Below are 20,654 nucleotides of genomic sequence, written 5' to 3' on the forward strand. Positions count from 1 at the left end.
TTTTACCCCATTTACCTGTACAGTAGAACAACTCTCGTAAATCCCTAAAAAGTTTTGAAAAATAATTGAATAATACTGTTTGTTGCTTGTGCTGGAGGTTTCATTTGGCCATTTTCTGGTAGGAATTCACAAAAAAAGGTTCGCGTTGTTTACCGAACGCGAACCTTTAGAGTTGTCTTTAATTCCAAAAAACTGGCAATAAACGCTATTTCAGTTTTAGCATTTCGCTGCCCGCCATTAGGAAAGCACCCGTGCCGAAATTCTGCCAACTGTCTTTGTCAGCGGGTTTGGGGTCATAACCGATGTTTTGTACCCAACCTATTTTTCCACTTTCTTGCTGACATTCTTGCAGTGCTTTCCACGACTTTTCGACGGCAGGTTGGTAGGTTTTTGCTTCCAACAACCCGTTGTTGATGCCCCACGCCAACCCAAACGTAAAGAACCCACTGCCGCTCGCTTCACCGTGCGCAAATGACTCCGGCGACAGCAAACTCGTACGCCAAAGGCCGTCGCTTGGCTGAAGTTCTTTGACCCGCGCCGCCATCGTTTTAAAGAGGTTTTCGTAAAATGCCCTGTGTTTGTAGTTCTTGGGCATATCTTCCAAAATCAAGGCCAATCCACCCAATACCCATCCGTTGCCCCGCGACCAGAAAATTTTGTTTCCGTTGGTTTCCCGTTTATCCGTGGTAGCACCCGTTATCACAAAACGGGTATCTCGGGCAAACAATTTTTCTTCTTTGTCAAAGAGCAGCTCATACGTTTCCATATAGTAGCGGTGCATTTCGTCGAGGTATTTTTGGTCATTTTTCAGGATGGCGTACCGGGTAAGCACGGGAGGAGCCATAAACAGGGCATCGCACCACCACCATAATATTTTTTGCTCGGCATTTCCTTTACCCACTTTCCAATCCTGCGGTTCAAAGAGGTGCTCATGAATCCACTTTTCAGTAGGGGCAAGGTTTACGTCTTTGTTGCCGATGGAGTTCAGGTACAAATAAGATTGAGAAATGGCCACGTCGTCGGCGTGGAAATAGCGGTCGTAGGTTTTCCATTGATTACGTTTGCCCATATCAACCAGAGTGTTCAAAAATGCAGGATTTTGCGTCGATTTGTGGGCGCGCATCACGCCAGCATAATAAGCCCCGTTTGTCCAGTCGGTGGGTGCTTTCGCGAAAATCGGGTTGGCTTCCTGCCACTGCATGGCCCTGACCATGGCTTGCTCAATGGTGGATTTCCCACTCCCTTTGAATGTTTTACAAGCTTGAAAGGAAATGGTAAGGAGGACGGCAACGGCGCTCAGCAGGATTCGATTCATTTTGTGTTAATTAAAGGTCGTTTCAATTTTTTGGAGGGATGAGCGGTTTTGATTACTGAAACACGCGCACATAATCTACTTCCATCTTGGCGGGGAAAACGCTTTCGTCAATGCCTTTTGCACCACCCCAATTGCCGCCCACGGCTACATTGAGCAACAAGTACTCTGGCTTATCAAAGGGCCATTCATTGACGGTTTTGTGTTCGTTAGGAATACTTAGATAGACGTTGCCATCCAACAGAAAATCAATTTTCTCGGGCGTCCAATCAACGGCGTAAACGTGAAATTCGGTGTAGGGATTTTTAATGAAAATCTTCTTTGATTTTTGGGTTCCCTTCACGTGGTTGTAGGCTTGGGTGTGGATAGTGCCCACGAGCGTATCGGGGTCGTAGCCGACGTGCTCCATGATGTCGATTTCGCCGCATTTGGGCCAACCGGCGGTTTGGATGTTGCTGCCCAACATCCAAATGGCGGGCCACGTGCCGCGCCCTTTGGGCAATTTTGCCCGTACTTCGAAGCGACCGTAAGTCCATTCGGCTTTTCCTTTGGTTAGGAGCCGGGCAGAAGTATAGTCTCGGTTTTCAAATTTATTTTTGCGGGCCGTGATGGAAAGAACACCGTTTTTAACGAGGGCATTAGACGTATCGGCGTTGGTGTAATATTCCAACTCATTGTTTCCCCAACCTTTGCCGCCGACTTCATAGCCCCATTTGGACGCATCTGGCAATCCAGAATAATTAAATTCGTCACTCCAGACCAATCTGCGTTTTTCTTTGGCAAAACGTGCATCACGTACCAAGGCTTTTTCGGGTTCGTCGGTTGTTAAATAATCAATGTTCCGAACTAAAAAGTAATCCATTACCAAGGTGTCATTTACGGTCCAGGCGTTGGTGGCAACGCCCAGTTTTTTGGCGTTGGCAATCCATTGCTCGTCTTTTTGCAAAACGCTGAAGTGATAATCCAGCCCACCGATGTTGTCGGCTTGAAGTTGCGCCGCTGAGATATTCCCGTTGAGGTATTGCAGCTTTGCGTTTTTGTCTAATTCCCGCACTTTTTTCAGGATGTCGTAGTCAAAACTGATGTACACTACCCATTTTTGGGCCTTTAACTGTTGAACGGTCTTGACTACTTTTTCGGCCAAAATCATGGCGCGCTCTTTGCCCGCAGGTGAGGGTTTGATTTCGGTCACGAGCATGGTTTTGGTTTGTTTTTTACCCGCTTTCAGGTATTCTTCCAACGTCGGAAGCTGCTCGCCGTTTTTCAAAGGTTTTTTGATAAGTTCGGCATAATCGGTTTTTTCGATGTCCATTCCTTCGTAATGTGCGTCGTGATTGATGACCAACACTTCATCTTTGGTCATTCTAACGTCAAATTCTGAGCCGACACAACCCAGTTTGATGGCGTTCTCTAATGATGCAATGGAGTTTTGGGGGGCTCCCGTGTTTTTCCAAGCTCCTCGGTGGGCAACGATTTTGTTGTTATGAAAGGATTGGGCCTTGGAGAAATAAGAAAAAGATAGTGCCCAAAATGCTAAAAATAAGGAGATTACGTGCTTGTTCATTCGTATGGTTTATTGGTTCAAAAGATGATTGCCTTCTGTTAAGGAATACAGTGTGTTATAAAAATGGTGGCTTCGTTTTTACTGGTTATTACTTTCAAAGGCAAAATTTGCTATTTTCTTCTCATGTAGCCTTCAGATTTGAAATTCCGTAAAATACCATTGAAAAAATCACGTAACCTTCAAGTAATATTTGGATAACATGGTCTTTGATATACCAAACAAAATACAGTAATTGCCAAAAAATAGCAAATTAAGCACAATTAACTAATGAAAATACCCATCAAATCGTTTGCCTTCCTTCCTCCAAAAACGTTTATGTATCTTCTTTAACTTTTGTTTATTGTTGATTAACTTGCGTACATTGATTATTCAAAACGTATCTCCTTGAAACCGACTGACATTAAAAACCCGGAATATTTCCACAAGGTTGTGGACTGTCAATACGCGTGTCCGGCGCATACACCTGTACCCGAGTACATTCGGCTCATTGCGGCCGAACGCTACACCGAGGCCTACATGGTCAACTGGGAATCCAACGTTTTTCCCGGTGTTTTGGGTCGTACCTGCGACCGCCCCTGCGAACCCGCCTGCCGACGCGGGCGCGTGGAAGAAGAGCCAGTGGCGATTTGCCGCCTTAAACGCGTAGCGGCTGATAACAAGGGGGATGTAACGAGCTTTATGCCCCAAGGCCCTTTTATACCAAACGGTAAAAAAATAGCCCTCATCGGTGGTGGCCCCGCTTCACTGACTGTGGCCCGTGACTTGGCTCCGTTGGGCTACGAGGTCCATCTGTATGATGACCAACCGATGGGCGGAGGGATGATGCGCAGTCAAATTCCCTCGTTTCGTTTGCCCGACAGTGTGCTCAACGAAGAAGTGGGTTTTGTGCTTGATTTGGGCATTCATACGCATTTCAATACTCGCGTAAACAGCCTACGGGATGTTTTGGACCAAGGTTATGATGCCGTATTTGTGGGTACGGGCGCGCCTAAAGGAAAAGATTTGGCCGACTTACCGGGCCGTTGGGATGCCAAATCCCACGTCCACATCGGGATTGAGTGGCTGGCGAGTGTGGCGTTTGAGCATACGGCCAAAATCGGCAAAAAAGTAATCGTTTTGGGCGGTGGAAACACGGCCATGGATTGCTGCCGAACTTCTCGCCGCTTGGGAGGAGAAGAGGTGAAAGTGGTGGTGCGCAGTCCATTCAAAGAAATGAAAGCGTCGCCTTGGGAAATCGAGGATGCGCTTCACGAAGATATTCCGATTCTGGAATGTCATGTTCCGAAATCGTTTGTGGTGGAAGATGGCCAACTCAAAGGAATGATGTTTGAGAAAGTGGAGGCCAAATACGAAAACGGCCGCCGCAAACTCGTCTCAACGGGTGAGCCTGACGTATTCATCGAAGCCGATGATGTGCTGGTGGCTATCGGACAAGAAAACTCATTTCCGTGGATTGAGCGCGATTTAGGCTTGCAGTTTAACGAATGGGGCTTGCCGGTACTGGATGAAAAAACCTTCCAGTCAACCATTCCCAACGTATTCTTCGGCGGTGACTCGGCCATGGGGCCCAAAAACGTCATCACGGCCGTAGCGCAGGGACATTCGGCGGCGGTCTCGATTGATTTGTTTTGCAGTGAAAAATCTGTCCATGACCGTCCTTCTCCGTATACCAATCTGATCAGTCAGAAAATGGGGATTCACGAGTGGATTTACGATAGCCCCGTCTCCGACGATGAGCGTTTTAAGGTGCCGCACGCCGACAAAGCGTTGACCCTGAAAGACCGTAAAAAAGAAGTGGAGTTGGGCTTTAGTCCCGAAACGGGCTTTAAAGAAGCTCAGCGTTGCCTCAACTGTGACGTACAAACGGTATTTACCGAAAATAAATGTATTGAATGTGATGCTTGCATGGATGTGTGTCCCACGTCGTGTATCACGTTCACCGTCAATGGCGAAGAAGAAGATTTGCGTTCGCGGCTTCTAGTTCCCGCCGATAATTTATCCCAAGATTTGTACGTTTCAGATACGCTCAAAACAGGCCGTGTGATGGTCAAAGATGAAGATGTGTGTCTTCACTGTGGCTTGTGTGCCGAGCGTTGTCCTACGTCAGCGTGGGATATGCAGAAATATTTGTATTCAGTAACCAAAGCAGGTAATCAATGCGGAATCTTACAGGAGTTAACGACTTAGTAGTACGGTTTGCCAACGTCAACGGGACGGGTTCGGCCAGTGCCAATAATATGTTTGCGATGTCCATTTTCCGAATGGGCATCCCCATGACCGCCAAAAATATTTTTCCTTCCAATATTCAGGGATTACCGACCTGGTACGAGGTGAGAGTTAGCGAGAAAGGCTATTTGGGCCGCCGCGAAGGAGTAGACATCATGCTGTGTGTCAACCCGCAAAGCATGAAACAAGACGTAGCGTCGGTCAAACCGGGTGGGTATTTTTTGTACGATAATACCAAAAACCTGCACAAAGATTTTATCCGCGAAGACGTCAATTATATCGGCATTCCGATGATTGGGATTTGTATGCGGCTCTACTCTGATGCTCGTCAGCGGCAGTTGTTCAAAAATATGATTTACGTGGGCGCATTGGCGGCCCTGTTGGACATTGAGTTGGAGGTGGTGAAAGGCATCATTGCTGATGAATTTAAGAAAAAGCCCAAACTCATTGAGCCCAACGTGCAGGCCATGATGGCGGGTGTAACCTACATAAAAGAAAACTACGAGCATCCGTTGGGACTGCGTGTGGAGCGCCGCGACTTGGTGGGTGATGCCATCGTCATCGACGGCAATACCGCCTGCGGAATCGGGGCCGTGTACGCGGGAGCTACGGTAGCGGGTTGGTATCCTATTACGCCATCTACTTCATTGGTGGAGGCATTTGCTAAGTATTCCAATCGTTTGCGCGTTGACCCCGAAACGGGCCTTAAAAAAGTGGCAATCGTACAGGCCGAAGACGAATTGGCCGCCTTTGGCATGGTGCTGGGAGCCAACTGGAACGGTGCCCGGGCGTTTACCGCCACCAGCGGTCCAGGGCTTTCGTTGATGAATGAGTTTTTGGGACTGGCGTATTTTGCCGAAATCCCCGCCGTATTGGTGGATGTGCAGCGTGGCGGGCCTTCTACAGGGATGCCCACGCGTACGCAGCAATCGGATTTGCTGTTGGCGGCCTATGCTTCGCACGGCGATACCAAACACGTATTGTTGATTCCGAGCAATCCGTCCGAATGTTTTGACTTTATGGCCGATGCCTTCGACTTGGCCGAACGCCTCCAAACGCCCATTATTGTCATGACCGATCTTGATTTGGGCATGAATGAGCACTTATCCGCGCCCCTGAAGTGGGACGATGCCCGTCGCTATGACCGGGGGAAAGTGTATACCGCCGAAGATTTGGACGCATTGAGCGCCATGGGCAAGCAGTTTGGACGTTACCTTGACGTGGACGGCGACGGTATTCCGTATCGGACGCTCCCGGCCACGCACCCGACCAAGGGCTCTTTCTTTACGCGGGGTACTTCCCACGACGAATATGCGCGCTACACCGAAGACGGCGTGAAAAATGCGCAGGTGCTGGATCGTTTGTCTAAAAAATGGGATACGGCCAAGGAAATCCTGCCGCTGCCCGAGTTTTATCAGGCCCAAAACGAAAGCAACATCGGCATGATTTTCTTCGGCACCACGACCTACGCGGCCTTGGAAGCGCTCGATTTGCTGAAACAAGAAGAAGGAATTACGCTAGACGCCATGCGCGCCACTGCTTTTCCGTTCCATGCTTCCGTGGAGGCGTTTATCGAAGCCCACGACCAAGTATTTGTGATTGAGCAAAACCGCGACGCGCAATTCCGTACGCTGTTGATTAATGAATTGGAAATCAACCCAAAGAAACTAATCAAAGTCTTAAACTACGATGGTATGCCCATCACCGCCGATGCCATTCGTAACGGTATTGCCAAGCATTTGGAAGCGATTAAGTTGTAGATAGGAATAATATAAATAACCTTGTATAACGGTTAACCGAGAAAGAATTCCAATGACGTATATAAAACCAAAATTTCGTCACCCCGACCTGCCCAAAAATGCGGTAGGCTTCACTAAAACAGATTATGAAGGGGTGATTTCGACGCTATGCGCGGGCTGTGGGCATGATTCTATCAGCGGCTCCATCGTGCAGGCGTGCTACGAGATGTCGATTGAACCGCACCGCGTGGCAAAACTGTCGGGTATCGGGTGTTCGTCCAAAACGCCCAATTATTTCCTCAACAACTCACACGGGTTCAACTCCGTCCACGGGCGGATGCCGTCGGTGGCTACGGGGGCCAACATGGCCAACCGTGACCTAATTTACCTCGGTGTATCGGGCGACGGCGACACGGCTTCGATTGGAATGGGGCAGTTTGTGCACGCCATTCGTCGTAACCTCAACATGCTGTACATCGTGATGAACAACGGTTGCTATGGTCTGACCAAGGGACAAGATTCGGCCACAGCCGATGCGGGTTCGGTCAGCAAAAGCGGTTCCGTCAATCCGTTTGAAGGCATTGATTTGGTGGGTATGGCGCTTGAATTGGGCGCTACGTTTGTTGCGCGCAGCTTTTCGGGCGACAAAACCCAGCTCGTACCGCTCATCAAAGCGGCGCTTTCACACAATGGCTTTGCGCTGATTGACGTGCTTTCTCCTTGCGTAACTTTCAATAACAACGTGGGTTCTACCAAGTCGTACGATTATGTTCGCGACCACATTGAGGCGTTGGCCGAAATTGGGTACGTTCCCGAAAAAGAAGAGATTACCGTTTCGTATGACAGTGGCAGCTCGGTAGACGTCGAACTCCACGACGGTTCGTCGGTACAGTTGCACAAGCTCGCCGACGGCTGGGATCCGCGCGACCGTCAGGCGGCGATGAGCCGTTTGCAACAAGCCAAAGCCGAAGGCGAAATCCTGACGGGATTGGTGTACGTAGACCCCGATAGCAAGGATTTACACGAAATCATCAAGTCAGATAAGCGTCCGCTGAACAGCCTAAAAGAAGAGGATTTGTGTCCGGGGGCGGGAGTACTGGCCATGATTAACGACGAGTTTAGATAATTTCTGGCACTCAATAGTCAAACCGCGTAGGGTGAGTCCCTGCGCGGTTTTTTGTTTTTGGCAATATGATTCCCAGATTTGAATTAACTTGTCAGCTTTTATGCGTTTGAGCATGAATATTGGAGTGTTTGAACCGTATTGCGTTGTAAGCAACCATCGTGCTCGGTTGCTCGCAACCGAGCGCACCAGCATTCCCTTTTAAATCTCTGATTATTAGCGACTTTGCGTAATTTTATTTAATATTCAGTTTTAAAAAATATGAAAGTACTCATCATTGGGGGAGGAATTGGTGGGTTGACCACCGCCCTTTGCCTACATAAGCTCGGATTGGAAGTAAAAGTCTTTGAATCGGTCAAAGAAGTAAAACCGCTGGGGGTAGGTATCAATTTACTTCCGCATTCGGTTCGGGTCCTTACCCACCTTGGCCTGCAATCCATCATTGCCCAAAATGCCATTGAAACGACCGATTTGGCCTATTTTAATAAATTTGGACAGCCTTTTTGGAGTGAGCCACGCGGGCGATTTGCGGGATACAAATGGCCCCAATTCTCAGTCCATCGTGGTAGGCTCCAACAACTGCTGTTTGAAGAAGCCACGCGGGTGTTGGGCAGTGAGGCACTCCTCACCAACCATCATTTGGCCTCTTTCGAACAAAATGAAAGGGAAGTCATCGCGCATTTTGTCAATAAAGAAACGGGACAAAACATCGGGCAGGAGCGGGGCGATTTGCTGATTGGGGCGGACGGAATCAATTCGGTGGTGCGACAGCAACTGTATCCCAACGAAGGCCCCCCGGTGTATTCTACTAATATCTTGTACCGAGGCACTACGCGGATGAAGCCGTTTCTGAACGGAACAACCATGGTGATGGTGGGGCATAATGCCCAAAAAATAGTGGCGTATCCTATTCATCCTGAGTCAGATGCTGATGGGAACAAGCTCATCAATTGGGTGGCAAATGTGCGTGAAAACGAGCAACAAAAGCTAGAAGTAAGGGATTGGAATCGCCCCGCAGACCAGCCGCGATTAGTTAATTTATACAGAGATTGGACGTTTGACTGGCTTGATGTACCTGCCATGATTGCGGGAGCCAAAGTGGTATATGAATTTCCAATGTCGGACCGAAATCCGTTGGACCGCTGGACGTTTGGCCGCGTAACTTTGCTCGGCGATGCCGCCCACCCCATGTACCCGATTGGTTCCAACGGGGCGTCGCAGGCGATTTTGGATGCCGATTATTTGGCGGAATGTTTGAAAAATACGCAAAATCCTACAGAAGCGTTAATGGCTTACAACGATGAGCGCGTGCCTGCTACGGCAAAAGTGGTGTTGCAAAATCGCGCCAAAGGTCCCGACGAAATCATGGACCGCATGGAAGAACGTTTTCCCAAAGGTTTTTCTGAAGACCAGATTCCGCGCGCTGAGTTGGAAGAGGTAATGAATCGGTATAAACAAATTGCGGGGTTTGATATTCAGACCCTTAACCAAAAATCATGAAAGATGGAGTTGAAATTCGCTTTTGAGCTGCGGGTAGAAGTGGCAGAAATACAAGTGTTGGGAGATACGCCAAAGGGCAATCGTCGGATGATACCCATCAAAGGGGGGACGTTTGAAGGGGCAAAAATAAAGGGAACGATTCAGGCAGGAGGCTACGATTGGCAGTTGATTCGAACCGATGAAGTCGCCGAAGTAGACGCACGGTACGTACTGAAAACCGACGATGGAGCATTGATAACGATTGTCAATCAGGGACTTAGGCGGGGCCCTGCGGCGGTGATGAAGCGCCTTGCGGCGGGGGAAGAAGTATTGCCGTCGCAGTACTATTTTCGTTCCATTCCCGTGTTTGAAACCGCTGACCCCCGCTACGCTTGGCTCACGCAGTCGGTTTTTGTGGCCACGGGTGTGCGCAAACCCGATAAAGTGTTGATTCAGGTGTATGAGGTTTTATAGGGCATTTTTAAAGCCACTTTATAAGGTTTAACAAAACGCTTGCGTGATGGGTTAAGGGATTTATACTAAATTGTATTCCAGAAGTTTTAACATCAGCAACAATGAAAATTCAGGAGAAAACATTTTTGATTACGGGGGGCGCTTCGGGTTTGGGAGCGGCCACGGCCAAAATGATTGTTGAAGACGGGGGTAATGCGGTTTTGGCCGATGTAAATACCACGGTGGGCGAACAAACGGAAGCAGAGCTGGGCGAAAACGCGCTCTTTGTTCATACTGATGTTACAAACCCCGAAAGCGTCCAAAATGCCATTGATACGGCGATTGATGCTTTTGGTGGACTAGATGGCGTAATCAATTGCGCAGGAATCGGCCCCGCTGAGCGGGTGGTGGGCAAAAACGGCCCCCATTCACTGGAGCGTTTTACCAACGTCATCTCCATCAATCTTATCGGTACTTTCAACGTGATTCGTTTGGCGGCGGCGGTGATGCAGCACAATGAGACTGAAGAAAGCGGCGAGCGCGGAATCATCATCAATACGGCTTCGGTGGCGGCCTTCGACGGTCAAATTGGCCAAGCGGCCTATTCTGCCTCGAAAGGTGGAATTGTGGCAATGACGCTGCCCATCGCGCGCGAGTTTGCCAAGTTGGGAATTCGGGTCATGACTATCGCACCGGGTATTTTTGAAACGCCGCTGCTGATGGGAATGCCTGATGAGGTAAAGGCGTCGTTGGGGCAGCAGGTTCCGTTTCCGTCGCGGCTTGGCAAGCCGCATGAATACGCGGCACTTGTCAAGCATATCATTGAAAATCAGATGCTTAATGGTGAGGTAATTCGTTTGGATGGGGCGATACGAATGGCGGCAAAATGAAACCTAGAAGGGTAAAAAACTTAGGGAATATGTCTAATAGTAGCCTAAAAAGCGGCTCTTTTGTAGAAATAGCCGCTTTTTTGTAGTTTTGGCGCTCCCTAACCTGTTATTGTTACCCCATGAGACATTCGTTATTTACAGTATTGCTTTTAGTGTTGTTGATTCCTTCTCTGTTTGCCCAAAAAAAACGGCGAGTTACCAAAAAAGCCAAGCCTGTTGCGGTGGTTAACGTTACCCAAAATGCTTTTCCCTTGAAAATCAGCCGTGATGGGCGCTACCTGACAAATCGAAATGGTCAGGCTTTCTTAATGAACGCCGATGCAGGCTGGACATTATTTCATAAATTGAAAATAGAAGAAGCGCGTTTTTATTTAGAACACCGTCATTCTAAACACTTTAATACTGTTTTTGTGCAATTATTGCCCCCCGAGCCCAACCAGACCAATGCTTACGGGGAGGCTCCATTTGCAAGGAAGGGGGATTTTACTACCCCGAATGAAAAATACTTCGCGTACGTTGATGACATCATAAAAATGGCGGCCCGGATGCAGTTGTTGGTGGCGATTGTACCCGCTTGGCTGGGCTGTTGTGGCACGAACTGGTTTGAGGTACAGACTGTCAACGGAACCGACAAGTGCCGCGATTTTGGCCGATACCTTGGTCGTCGATTTGGCAACCATTCCAATATTCTCTGGATTATGGGCGGCGACCGTGATCCGCTACGCGAGGAGGCAGTGCAACGGGCCATGGCAGAGGGCATCAAAGAAACCGCGCCCACTCAGTTGATGACTTACCACGCGGCAAGTTCTCATTCGAGTACCGATGTATTCCCTGCCGAAAAGTGGCTTGATTTTAGCATGGTATACACGTATTTTCGGGGAAAGCAAGGTGTCTGGACTTCTGATATGCCACACGTATACGAGGTGGCCTTGAAAGAAACCCAAAAGTCACCAAGAAAAGCCTTTATCTTGGGTGAATCGCAGTACGAAGATGAAAATGTAGGTAACGCGCTGATGATACGAAGGCAGGCGTATTGGTCACTTTTGGGGGGAGGAAGCGGCCAATGTTACGGAAGTTCGGTGTGGGCTTTTGGGGAAGGCTGGCGTCAAAAACTTGACTTGCCCGGCGTGGCTCAGATGAATTTATTTCAAAAAATAATGAACGGATTGCCTTGGTATCTTTTTCGGCCCGATACTACTTCTAACCTCTTGGTAGAAGGACGCGGCACGTACGGCAGTGATGATTATGGGGTGGTATCTATACTTCCAAATAACCGAATGGCCATGATTTATCTGCCTTCCAGTAGAACGATTAAAGTGAACGTAGAAAAAATTAACGGAAGTAATATCAGGGCTTTATGGATAAGTCCACGCACCAATAATCGGTTCATTGGCGGGTATTTTAAGCCACAAGGAATTCGAGAACTTATTCCGCCAACACTCGACGAAGATTGGCTGTTGTTATTGGGCAATGTAGGAAGAAAGTAGTAGGCCTTGGATAAATATATCCCCAAAAGCGCAACAAATGAATGGCTTTATGAAGATTAGGCCTGTTTCTGGAACGATTTTTGATTATTTTTACAGCATTGTTACTCCATAAATTTATTTCTCAACTCTTCATGATGGCCAAACATATCGGATGGTGGTGGTGTGTTCTAGCTTCGGTTTGCACGAGTCAGGCGCAGGAAGTGCAATGGGCTGGCAAGTTAGTGGGGTTTTCATCCGAATTTCGTAAAGAAACCTACGGGCAAGAGTACCGGGCCGTCCAGGTTTTGGGAGCGCCCAATACCATCCCTCCCTTCGGAGAAAGTGCCTGTGCGTGGTCTCCGTACAACGCCGATTCCAACGTTGAAGAGTGGATTAAGGTGGCTTTTGAGAAGCCGCAAAAAGCACGCCAGATTCTTATCGTCGAAAATTTCAACCAAGGCTGTATTACGCAGGTATATGCTTATGATGAGGCAGGAAAGGAGGTTTCGGTGTGGACAAACTCTGGGGCCGCCGCCGCTGAGGTGGGTCGGGTTTTGGTTGTAAACGTTCCTGATTCTACGATGCTGATTAGCTCCGTAAAAGTGTCACTGAATCCTGCCCGGGTCAAAGGCTATAACCAGATAGATGCCATCGGCTTGACGTTAAGTAACAAGCCTTTTGAGTCAAAAATCAATGTTTTTAAAGATGCCCCCAAAGAAATCATCAAAGAGAATTTGGGCATCGGTGTAAATACCAAAGCGCAGGAAGTGGCCCCCATTATTTCGCCCGACGGAAAAACCATTTTTTTTACAAGAGGGAAATACGAAAAAAATGTGGGAGGCGCGGAGAATCAAGATGTATGGTTTTCTACACGGCAGGGTGACCAGTGGAATGAAGCGCAAAACATGGGGGCGCCCATCAACAATGCCGACAACAACGCCATCGTGAGTATTTCGCCCGACGGAAAAACATTGTACCTCATGAACGTGTATCGTCCAGATGGCACAATGACGTTTGGTTTGTCGAAATCCACCCGCACAAAAACGGGCTGGACAACACCCGTGGAATGTAAGATTGAGGATATTTATAACCTTGACAAAAAGAACAATACCGAGTTCACACTTTCGCCCAAAGGAAATGTGTTGGTGATGTCGGTCAAGCGTCAGGATACCAACGGCGACCGTGATTTGTACGTTAGTTTTCTCAAGGCCGACGGCTCATGGAGTAAGCCACTCAACATGGGTTCAATCATCAACACCGCTGACGTAGAAAGTGCGCCCTTTATCGCAACCGATAACAAAACCCTCTATTTTACGTCTTACGGCCATGCTGGTTATGGGGGTGGGGATATTTTTATGACGCGCCGTTTGGATGAATCGTGGACCAAATGGAGCCAGCCCGAAAACTTGGGACCCGCCATTAATACACCCCAATGGGATGGTTTTTTGAGCATTCCTGCTTCGGGAGAATATGCTTATGTAAGCTCTATGCAAAACTCATTGGGCGGGGAGGATTTGTTTCGTTTTAAGGTTTACAACGCCATTCGCCCCGAGCCGGTGGCGATTATTTCGGGCAGTGTGATTGATGCCGACACCCGAAAACCCGTCACGACCGAAATTTTGACTAATTTATTGAAAGACAATACCAACGTTTCTAAAGTCGAATACGACCCCGAAACGGGTGAGTATAAACTTATCTTGCCGGTTCAGCAATCGTATCGTTTGAGTGCGGTGAAAGATGGTTTTTTTCCGTTGGATGAGATTGTAGATTTGTCGAAAGACAAACGTTTTCGCGATATAAAACGGAATATTTTGTTGGTTCCCATCAAAGAAGGCAAGAAAATTACGCCAAATGGAATCATGTTTGAGCAGAGTAAATTTGAGCTGCTAAACGAAGCCTTGCCCGACTTAGACCGAATTGCTGAAATGATGGTCAAATATGCCAATATGGAGCTGCTCATTGAGGGCCATACCGACAATCAAGGCGATTTTAAGCTCAATATGGAACTCTCAGAAAACCGAGTGAAAGAGGTAAAAAAGTATTTGGTGGGCAAAGGCATTGCCGAAAATCGTCTTCAGGTGAAAGGCTGGGGCTCTACCAAACCCGTCGCGAGCAATGAAATAGAAGAAACCCGTAAAAAAAATAGACGGGTGGAGTTTACGATTCTAAAGGTTTGATTTTAGCATTTTTTTGTTTAATTCGCTGACTTTAAAATAAGTCAGATGCCTGATACCCCCAAACGAGATTTAAAAGAGTACGTTGACGTAGGTCATTCTGAGCTGGAAAACCACCTTCGTACCCAAAACGCCCAATTTCAAAGTGCCCTTGAGGAGGCCGAGGCGGGGCGAAAGCTCACCGATTTTTTATGGCTGAATGTCTTTGGCTTTGCCTATCATTACCTCAAAAGCCGTTTTGGCCCCCGTCATCCGTATCAATATTATCCCACCAGCGACGACACGGGGGTGTACAGGATGAAGGTCGAAAACGAAACGACCCAGATTGCCCTGCTCTCTGATTGGGCCTCTGATACGCCCGAATCCGACCGCGTGGGCGCGGTCGTAGCCTTCCATAAACCCGATTATTCGATTCACCTTGGCGATATTTATTTTGTGGGTGCGCCGTCTGAAGTACACGATAATTTTATCAGCCCCAAAGCGTCGTGGCCCCGTGGCAAATGGGGAAGCCTAGCCCTGGCCGGCAACCACGAAATGTATTCAAACGGGGCGGCATTTTATAAAATGCTTTTGCCAACAATGGGCGTGCGTGAAACCAATGCGGTGTCCGACGGGTTGAAACTTGAGATGAACCCGTCCGACGGTTTAAAACCGTCAGACGGGTTGGCTACTTCTAACAATCCTTTGATATGTAGCCCGTCAGACGCCTCCGTGATTCGGGAACAGAAAGCGGGGTTTTTCTGTCTTGAAAATGACTATTGGCGAGTGATTGGCTTAGATACGGGTTATACTTCGGTGGAACGCCCTTTTGTCGAGATTCTTTCGCCCCCAGATTGTCATTTGCGGAAAGAACAAGTCAAATGGCTGAAAAATCAACTGCATCTCAACAACCCCGACGACCGTCGCGGCATCATTTTTTTGAGTCATCATCCTCCCTTTTCGGATTTTAGAAAATCTTTTCCGCGTCCAGCGCGGCAAATCAGGCAACTGTTGGGTGATTTTTTGCGTCCTGTGTTATGGATATGGGGGCATGAACATCGGCTGGTTGGGTACCGAGAACGAAAGGTGGGCGGGTTACCCATTCATGGTCGCTGCATCGGACACGGCGGTATGCCAGTCGAGATAGACGCGCCGCGCGTAGATAATGATTCCATTCTTTTTTATGACCAACGACGAAGAAAAAATATCCGTCGGATTGGCGTGGGCTACAATGGTTTTGCGTGGTTGAAATTTGAGCAGGAAAATCTCTCCATCGAGTACCGCGACGTAGAAGATAAAATAGTAACGGGTGAAAGTTGGAGAATCAATCTTCAATCAGGATTGATTGATAAAATAGGGTAAAATACGTTTTTGTTCAGCGTGAATTAACCAATAAACACCATGAAGTCAAGTTTTATTCTTTTGACCATCAGCCTTTTTGTGTTGATGGGCTGTATATCGGAGGTGAGCGATGACGTTGCTCCGCCCGGTGCCCCAGTATTTAAGGGAGAGGGCTACCGACCCGTTTATCTTAGCACCGACGAAATGCGAAAAGTAACCACCGAAGCCCCGCAGGCGCTCCGTCGGCCAGGGAAAATTTATGTGAAAGGAAGTTACCTTTTTATCAATGAGCAGGGCAAAGGCGTTCATTTGCTCAATAACGCTGACCCAGCCGCTCCCCAAAAGATTTCGTTTATTAAAATTCCGGGCAACGTGGACATTGCCGTAAAAGGGAACCTGATGTACGCAGATAACGGGCGGGATTTTGTGGTGCTCAACATTGCCGACCCTACCAATGTTCGGTTGGTCAAGCGAATAGAAAACGCTTTTCCTGCGCAATCTTATCCCCCTTATCTCAACGCTTACTTTGAATGCGTGGACGAAACCAAGGGAATGGTGGTGGGCTGGGAAAAAGTGACAATGAAGCGTCCAAAGTGTTTTCGCTAAAAACCGATATAACCATGAAAAAGGTACTGTACGCCACCGTTATTGCGGCGATTTGGAGTTTAGTTTTGGCTTGTTCTACCGACAAAAGTGCCGATATTTCTCCCAATAGCCAGTCGGGGGTTGGCGGTTCGATGGCTCGTTTTGCCATTGTCGGCAATGTCCTATATTGTGTTTTGCCCGATAAATTGCAAGTATATGACATCAGCGCACCCGACAGTCCCGTGGCCAAAAATTACGTAATGCTAAACGTGGGTTTAGAAACAATTTTTCCGTACAAAGACAACCTTTTCATCGGGGCCAGCGACGGCATGTATATTTTTGACAATCGACAACCAAACAGCCCTTCGTTGCTTTCGCGTTATACCCACGTTCAGAGCTGTGACCCCGTGGTGGTTCAGGAAAAGTTTGCTTATGTTACATTGAGAGGAGGCGTAAATTGCCGTCAGTTTACCTCGTTGAGTTCATTAGATGTGGTCGATGTCTCAGATTTAAAGAATCCCCGTTTGGTGCATACCCAACCGATGGAAAGTCCGTATGGACTGGGGGTGGATGGAACACAACTGTTTGTTTGTGAGGGAGATAATGGACTAAAAGTGTTTGATATTTCAAAACCAGAACAGCCCGTTTTGAAAGAAACGCTCAAAGATGTTAAATCCTTCGACGTGATTCCACTCACTAAAACCCTGCTCGTAACGGGCGACGGAGGCTTCTACCAATACCGCTATCAAAAAGGAGAAAAATTGGAGTTGCTGAGCAAAATTTCCATTGAGCCATGATTGAATATAAAGTTGGGCAAAGGATGAAAGGGGAAGTGCATTCCTTTTTTGTGAAATGTTGTTTATTTCTTTTAGTGGGAACAATTGCTTCAATTTCAACACTTTCTGCGCAGGTCATTCCGTTGCCGAAGGCTATTCTAAAAACAATTCCGAGTACGTTGATGGACCCCGACAATACCTTTACCTTGGGTCTTGAAGTGCCGTTGCCCAAACGTTGGAGTGTTCAGCAGGAAATAGGGTGGGGGCATAATTCTTTCAATGTCTATTCCTACGAACGCGACCAATACCCCAACCGTCAAACGTGGCGTTTTCGCAGTCAGATTCGGTATTATTTTAACTATATGTCTTCCCCCAACGGTAGTTTTTTTGGGGCTCTTGAATACTTTCATAAAAACGTGACAACCGACCAATTACAGGCAGTAGGCCGTGATTGCAATACGTGGGGAGGCTGTGCTTATTTTGAGGAAGTCGCCGTGCGCACGCATCGGTTGGTTTCGGCGGGGCATTTTAAATTAGGCTACGTTTTGATTACCCAAAAGAAAATGGTGATAGAAATCTATGCGGGGTTGGGAGTCAGGGGATTAAGGGTAAAAAATAATTTAGATGGCACATCCCTGAACTTGCTCAGACGTGATTTTTTTAACCTTCGGCCCAATCAACCGGGCAACTACGGTACTATGCCGGGCCTTTCGGCAGGGATAGCTTTGGGCTATGCTTTTAGGCCAAGAAAGCCTAAAAGCGTATCTTTGCCCTAGTTAGAAAGCGTATTTATCAAAAGAAAAGGCCATGCCAAAATTTGAATATAAAGTAATTGAATTTAAGCCGGGGGGCTTTTGGGGTACAAAACTAGACGCTGCAGACATCGAAACCCAATTGAATAAAATGGGGGAAGAAGGTTGGGAGTTGCTTAACTCATTGGACACCAACGAGTATAATGGCGCCACTAAAAAGCTGTTGTTTATTTTTAAACGACTAAGTACGTTTTAAACATGCTGCAACAAGAACCTATCTGCGCCTTGGCGACGGCCTCGGGCGTGGGCGCCATCGGAGTGATACGCGTGTCGGGAGAAGGAACCTTTGAGGTGGTAAACCAAATTTTTAATGGAAAAGACCTTCGAAAAGTAGAAACACACACGCTACATTTTGGCACCATTCGCGACGATGAAACCATCGTCGATGAAGTGCTGGTAGCGGTTTTTAAGTCGCCCAAATCGTTTACCAAAGAAGACACCGTTGAAATATCCTGTCACGGCTCCGACTACATTATTCGTCAGATTCTAAAACTGTTGGTTCGTTCTGGTGCGCGTTTGGCGGGCCCGGGAGAGTTTACCCAACGGGCATTCCTCAACGGTCAGTTTGATTTGGTGCAGGCCGAAGCCGTTGCCGACCTCATCGCGGCCGATTCGGCGGCGAGCCACCGCACGGCGTTGAATCAATTGCGGGGCGGTTTTTCCAAAAAATTAACCTCACTTCGCGAAGAATTGATTCATTTTGCCTCCATGGTGGAACTCGAACTGGACTTTGGCGAAGAAGATGTGGAGTTTGCCAATCGTGACGACCTCAAACGGTTGATTATCAGCCTGCAAACGGCCATTGCGCCGTTGATTGAATCTTTTGATTTCGGCAATGCGCTCAAAGAGGGTGTGCCCGTGGCAATCATCGGGGCACCCAATGTGGGCAAATCTACCTTGCTCAACGCCCTTTTGAACGAAGAAAAAGCCATCGTAACGGCCATCGCAGGCACCACGCGCGACGTAATAGAGGATGTGCTTTATATCAACGGTATCAAGTTCCGCATCATCGACACGGCAGGTATCCGCGAAACCGAGGATATTGTGGAATCCATTGGTATTGAGCGCTCTAAGCAGACGATTGAAAAGGCTGATATTGTGCTTGCTTTGTTTGATAGCCAACAGACTCTATTCGAAATTGCGCCCTTGGCGGATGATGCCAAGACCATTTGGGTGCAAAACAAAACGGATTTAGGCGTAGCCTTTGTTGAGGTAAAAAATGATAATCTTGTTCGGATTTCGGCGCAGAAAAAAGAAGGAATTGAAGAGCTTAAAAAAGCCATTACCCAACGCGTATACGACGAGAAGAAAACCGATACGGTCGTAACGAACCTGCGCCATTACGAACATCTGGTCAAGACCCAACAAGCCCTGACCGATGCGCTCAATGGATTGGAAATGGGAATCACGGGTGATTTTTTAGCGCAAGATATTCGCGTGGCGTTGCACCATTTGGGAGAGATTACTGGTCAGATCGTCAACGACGATTTGTTGGCCAATATTTTCAGTAAGTTTTGCATAGGAAAGTAACCTTCAAAGTTAATTGATTAAAAAAGCATCTAAAGCTGTATTTTACAGGATTTTAGATGCTTTTTTAATGGGTGAATTACATTGGGAACAATACGCTTATGGCGGGCATCATCGATTTTTTGAGTACAAATGCATGAGATGTGCAATGATTCTGAAAATGATTAAACCCGTAATCAACGTAAGTTGAATGCGTCGACTGGTTTTCCAATTAAGTTTATTGTTTAAGGACTTCCATGGGGCAGGATGCAAGGCCAATCCTGCGATACATAAGAAAGAACCGCTGTATTCACAGCTGTGTTGTAAGTCTACAATTCCTGAGATAAAGAGGACAATTCCACAAAATAGGATGTTGAACTTTAGAATAAATGTGTCAATTTTCTCCTTTATTCTCTCCCATGAGTTTGATTTTGAAGGCATGTATTATGGTGTATATTTGGATATAATTATGATAAATAACTGTTCTTTTTTGTTTTTAATGGGTATAATAAATACTTAATTTTGTTTTTTTTAGGCTATTTACGATTCGCAAAAAGTCTTGCTCTACCTGTATTTACTGATATGTTTTGTGTGTATTTGGGATAAAAAACTTACTTAATATACTATTTATGTTTTTTTTATCCCTATTTGTTAAAAATTAAATAAATATAGATTTTGATAAGAAGGTGTTGCCTATCTATTAGTATGATGAGTATATGAGAAAATGTAAAAAATGCCGTTTAATTATCTATATGTGATTTTGTCGCTTTAACACAAAGACCCCAGTCAATGGCATCTATATGAAATTTATTCAACAACCCCTACGCTTAAAAGCACGAAAAAGAGGTTTTCATTTGATTACGGCAGAGGTGTTGCAGGCCCTGCCGCAATTAAGGGAGCTGAAAGTCGGTGTATGTCAGGTATTTATCCAACATACTTCGGCTTCGCTGACCCTCAACGAGAATGCCGACCCCACCGTACGCCAAGATTTTGAGACTTTTTTCAATAAAGCGGTTCCCGAAAATGACCCCGATTACCTGCATAATTATGAAGGCGAAGACGATATGCCAGCGCACCTGAAAGCTGCTTTGTTGGGTAGTTCAGTATTGATACCCATCCAAAATGGGCGCTTGGCCTTGGGAATGTGGCAGGGGATTTATCTCTGCGAACACCGTGACGACGGCGGCCCCCGCAATCTGTTGATTACGGCTTGGGGAGAATAAATATAC

17 protein-coding genes are annotated in these 20,654 nt (G+C 47.1%); 15 read left to right on the forward strand and 2 right to left on the reverse strand.

All coding sequences use genetic code 11. The features are described from left to right. Window positions 1-205: 205 nt before the first annotated feature. Window positions 206-1,315 (reverse strand): glycoside hydrolase family 88/105 protein, encoded by a 1,110-nt coding sequence (locus NCI00_RS19540; RefSeq protein ID WP_253530379.1) that lies wholly within the window; start codon window positions 1,313-1,315, stop codon window positions 206-208. A 52-nt stretch (window positions 1,316-1,367) separates the two neighbouring features. After that, window positions 1,368-2,876 carry a family 16 glycosylhydrolase gene (locus NCI00_RS29380; protein ID WP_256498286.1) on the reverse strand — a complete coding sequence of 503 codons (1,509 nt, stop codon included), beginning with the start codon at window positions 2,874-2,876 and terminating at the stop codon, window positions 1,368-1,370. 384 nt (window positions 2,877-3,260) lie between these two features. On the opposite strand from NCI00_RS29380, the gene NCI00_RS19555 reads away from it, so the two are divergent. The 15 genes from NCI00_RS19555 to NCI00_RS19625 all read left to right on the forward strand — a co-directional run bounded on the left by NCI00_RS19555 (window position 3,261) and on the right by NCI00_RS19625 (window position 20,648). Continuing rightward, complete coding sequence (locus NCI00_RS19555) at window positions 3,261-5,063, forward strand: FAD-dependent oxidoreductase (protein WP_253530380.1); 1,803 nt, start codon at window positions 3,261-3,263, stop codon at window positions 5,061-5,063. Next, complete coding sequence (locus NCI00_RS19560; protein WP_253530381.1) at window positions 5,033-6,862, forward strand: 2-oxoacid:acceptor oxidoreductase subunit alpha; 1,830 nt, start codon at window positions 5,033-5,035, stop codon at window positions 6,860-6,862. The genes NCI00_RS19555 and NCI00_RS19560 overlap by 31 nt, the downstream gene beginning before the upstream one ends. Before the next feature lie 52 nt (window positions 6,863-6,914). Beyond that, window positions 6,915-7,967, forward strand: coding sequence for a 2-oxoacid:ferredoxin oxidoreductase subunit beta (locus NCI00_RS19565; protein ID WP_114459516.1), 1,053 nt, complete (start codon window positions 6,915-6,917; stop codon window positions 7,965-7,967). Between the two features lie 258 nt (window positions 7,968-8,225). Continuing rightward, window positions 8,226-9,464 (forward strand): flavin-dependent oxidoreductase, encoded by a 1,239-nt coding sequence (locus NCI00_RS19570; protein WP_253530382.1) that lies wholly within the window; start codon window positions 8,226-8,228, stop codon window positions 9,462-9,464. Between the two features lie 3 nt (window positions 9,465-9,467). Next, window positions 9,468-9,917, forward strand: a complete 450-nt coding sequence (locus tag NCI00_RS19575) for a DUF3237 domain-containing protein (protein ID WP_114459517.1) — start codon at window positions 9,468-9,470, stop codon at window positions 9,915-9,917. A 101-nt stretch (window positions 9,918-10,018) separates the two neighbouring features. After that, window positions 10,019-10,786, forward strand: a complete 768-nt coding sequence (locus NCI00_RS19580) for a 3-hydroxyacyl-CoA dehydrogenase (protein WP_253530383.1) — start codon at window positions 10,019-10,021, stop codon at window positions 10,784-10,786. Window positions 10,787-10,905: 119 nt separating this feature from the next. Continuing rightward, a complete protein-coding gene (locus tag NCI00_RS19585; protein WP_253530384.1) occupies window positions 10,906-12,273 on the forward strand; it encodes a glycoside hydrolase family 140 protein in 1,368 nt (455 codons plus the stop codon). Between the two features lie 131 nt (window positions 12,274-12,404). After that, window positions 12,405-14,429: an OmpA family protein gene (locus NCI00_RS19590; RefSeq protein ID WP_253530387.1), complete on the forward strand. Its 2,025-nt coding sequence runs from the start codon at window positions 12,405-12,407 to the stop codon at window positions 14,427-14,429. A 45-nt stretch (window positions 14,430-14,474) separates the two neighbouring features. Then, complete coding sequence (locus NCI00_RS19595; RefSeq protein ID WP_253530390.1) at window positions 14,475-15,767, forward strand: metallophosphoesterase family protein; 1,293 nt, start codon at window positions 14,475-14,477, stop codon at window positions 15,765-15,767. A 39-nt stretch (window positions 15,768-15,806) separates the two neighbouring features. Then, window positions 15,807-16,352, forward strand: coding sequence for an LVIVD repeat-containing protein (locus tag NCI00_RS19600; protein WP_253530392.1), 546 nt, complete (start codon window positions 15,807-15,809; stop codon window positions 16,350-16,352). Window positions 16,353-16,366: 14 nt separating this feature from the next. Continuing rightward, on the forward strand, window positions 16,367-17,128 hold the full coding sequence (locus tag NCI00_RS19605; RefSeq protein ID WP_253530395.1) for an LVIVD repeat-containing protein: 762 nt from the start codon (window positions 16,367-16,369) through the stop codon (window positions 17,126-17,128). Continuing rightward, a complete protein-coding gene (locus tag NCI00_RS19610) occupies window positions 17,125-17,883 on the forward strand; it encodes a DUF3575 domain-containing protein (protein ID WP_253530398.1) in 759 nt (252 codons plus the stop codon). The genes NCI00_RS19605 and NCI00_RS19610 overlap by 4 nt, the downstream gene beginning before the upstream one ends. 31 nt (window positions 17,884-17,914) lie before the next feature. Next, a complete protein-coding gene (locus NCI00_RS19615; protein ID WP_114459525.1) occupies window positions 17,915-18,115 on the forward strand; it encodes a DUF4177 domain-containing protein in 201 nt (66 codons plus the stop codon). A 2-nt stretch (window positions 18,116-18,117) separates the two neighbouring features. Beyond that, a complete protein-coding gene (mnmE, locus tag NCI00_RS19620; protein ID WP_253530401.1) occupies window positions 18,118-19,449 on the forward strand; it encodes a tRNA uridine-5-carboxymethylaminomethyl(34) synthesis GTPase MnmE in 1,332 nt (443 codons plus the stop codon). Window positions 19,450-20,225: 776 nt separating this feature from the next. Beyond that, complete coding sequence (locus NCI00_RS19625; RefSeq protein WP_253530403.1) at window positions 20,226-20,648, forward strand: secondary thiamine-phosphate synthase enzyme YjbQ; 423 nt, start codon at window positions 20,226-20,228, stop codon at window positions 20,646-20,648. The last annotated feature ends 6 nt before the right edge of the window (window positions 20,649-20,654 follow it).

Source organism: Runella salmonicolor (assembly GCF_024158025.1).
GTDB classification, from domain to species: domain Bacteria; phylum Bacteroidota; class Bacteroidia; order Cytophagales; family Spirosomataceae; genus Runella; species Runella salmonicolor.